A 2,404-nucleotide genomic window follows, 5' to 3' on the forward strand; every position below is an offset into this window, starting at 1 on the left:
AACCTCCACTATATCGCTACTGCTATTTGTTTTGATGATGAAATGCAGCAGCGAGTTAAGCATCATCAAGCAAGGCGAGGCGCAGAGTGGCAAGAACATGAAGTTCCCGTTCAGCTAGCTAACAAATTACAACAGTTTAACGACCAAGATGTCGTACTTATTGATTGCCTAACCCTATGGTTGAATAACATCATTTTTGAGTTAGGCGATGAAGCCACCAACCAGCATGTTGAAGATGAAGTCGAAAAACTCGCTGTCGCTGTTGAAGCATGCTCGGCACAATTAGTCATGGTTTCTAACGAAGTAGGACTAGGTGTGGTGCCTTTAGGTAAGGTATCTAGGTTATTTGTTGATAACGCAGGCAGGATGAATCAAGTGCTGGCGCGAGTGTGTGCTCAAGTGACTTTTGTTGCTGCTGGCTTACCTATGGTATTGAAAAACGAACAGTGAAAGTTGAGCCATGAGTGCAATCAGAACAAAGAATGTGTATTTACTTCGGCATGGAAAAACACTCGGCGAGCCTGCTCTCAATGGGCATACTGATGTGTTGGTTGATGTTGTCACTCAAACAGCCATAAGCCAGGCTTTGTCTGAACTGGAAGTTTCTTTCGATAAGGTGCTCACTTCACCGTTAAAGCGGTGTTCCGATTTAGCCGATATATTTACTTTGAACGCCAATTTATCAGTGGTGACAGAGCAAGATCTGCAAGAGATGAGTTTTGGTGATGTAGATGGCGTGCCCTTTGATGACTTACAACAGCAATGGGAGCTGTTAGAGTCTTTTTGGTTGGATCCGGCTAACCATCAATTGCCTGGAGCGGAAAGTTTACACTCGTTCCAAAGCCGAGTTATTAGCGCTTGGTCACACGTTTTAGAATCTGAGAATGACAATATTCTACTGATTACGCATGGTGGTGTAATACGGGTGATATTGGCACATATACTCAATGTTGATTGGAAAAATCCAAGTTGGTATTCAAACCTGGCGATAGCAAATGCTTCACTTTCCCACATCCAAGTTTCACAGGTTATCGCAACTAACAGTTCAAGAGCCCAATCAACAGGAAGTAATGTACAAGCTCTCTCACCACAGAACAAACAACAGTATTTCAGCGTTAAGTCGATTGGTTCGGCGATAATTTAACGACAATCAATTCAAAAAGATCAGCTCATGTATCAGCTGGCGAAAAGGACATAACATGACAGCACCTAGTTGGAATTTAAGTATTGCCTATAGCGAATTAGGCGACAGTAAAATCGAACAAGATATTGAATTAATCCAGCAATGTATTGAACTGCTCGAATTGCACACAGAAAAACGTGCGACAATTTTGGCGATGCAGAACGCAATTCAAACGTCAGAGGCAGCAGGAACTCTGTTAGCCACCATCAATACGTTCGCGACATGTTTTGCATCGGTTGATGCGACACATCAACAAGCTAAAACTCTGATAGGTCGTGTAGCCAAACTAAACTCAGAGCTGTCACAAGCATTTAGCCCATATGAGAATACCTTGGTTCACGCTGAGCAAGAGTTTATTGACGCGGTACTTAATCACGAAAGCCCAGATGTAGCAGGGCAAAGCTTTTCTATCGAGAGTTCGAGAAAACTGGCGGAATCACGTTTAAGTATTGCGGAAGAACAATTACTTTCAGCGATGGAAGTGGATGGTCGAGACGCTTGGGGCCGTTTATACGACAACCTTACAGGGTCGCTGAAACTCTCGCTCAAGTTTGATGATAGTGAAGAGGAACTCGGTTTTTCTCAAGCTGCAAGTTTGTTGTACGGTAGCGACTTTGATAAACAAGAACCAGCATGGCGAGCTATTCAAGGTGCGATGAAAACACACCAGGAATCATTTGCCGCAATTTTGAATGCTTTGGCTGGGTGGCGCTTGACTGAAAATAAGAAGCGCTCGACGTTCAAAGATGTTCATTTCTTGGAACCAAGTTTACATGGCAGTCGTATTGTTCCCGAAACCTTAGACACAATGATGAAGGTGGCTAAAGCAAACCGCAGCGTTGGTCAGAAGGCTGGGCAATTAATGGCCAAAGTTCATGGACTTGATGAGATGAAGCCATGGAACCATTTAGCCGCAATGCCTCCGTTTGGTGATGCTGTAGCTAAGGTATACCCATTTGATGAAGCGATCGATTTAATCAAAAAGGCTTTTGCAGAAGTCGACCAAGAAATGGCTGATTTTGTTGGTTTAATGGTAGAAAATGGATGGATTGATGCCGCACCTGCTGCCAATAAGCGTCTTGGCGCGTACTGCACTAAATTTGCTGCTACGCGTACGCCACTAGTATTTATGACTTGGAGTGGTAGTCGTTCTGACTTAATGACGCTAGCACATGAACTAGGCCACGCTTTCCATAACTGGGTGATGCGTGACATGCCATT

At 43.8% G+C, this 2,404-nt stretch carries 3 protein-coding genes; all 3 read left to right on the forward strand.

Annotated elements, in window-relative coordinates; translation table 11 throughout:
• Positions 1-450, forward strand: a 450-nt coding sequence (gene cobU, locus L4C33_RS21565) for a bifunctional adenosylcobinamide kinase/adenosylcobinamide-phosphate guanylyltransferase (protein ID WP_428814435.1), incomplete at its 5' end; no start/stop codon positions are given.
• Positions 451-460: 10 nt separating this feature from the next.
• Positions 461-1,144 carry a histidine phosphatase family protein gene (locus L4C33_RS21570; RefSeq protein WP_428814436.1) on the forward strand — a complete coding sequence of 228 codons (684 nt, stop codon included), beginning with the start codon at positions 461-463 and terminating at the stop codon, positions 1,142-1,144.
• Positions 1,145-1,199: 55 nt separating this feature from the next.
• A partial coding sequence (locus L4C33_RS21575) for a M3 family metallopeptidase (protein WP_428814437.1) occupies positions 1,200-2,404 on the forward strand: 1,205 nt, incomplete at its 3' end.

Source organism: Vibrio makurazakiensis (assembly GCF_050337375.1).
Classification (GTDB): Bacteria; Pseudomonadota; Gammaproteobacteria; order Enterobacterales; family Vibrionaceae; genus Vibrio; species Vibrio makurazakiensis.

Bases quoted from the DNA above. Each gene is read 5' to 3' on its own strand.
- L4C33_RS21570 (WP_428814436.1), top strand. From the start codon at position 461: ATGAGTGCAATCAGAACAAAGAATGTGTATTTACTTCGGCATGGAAAA.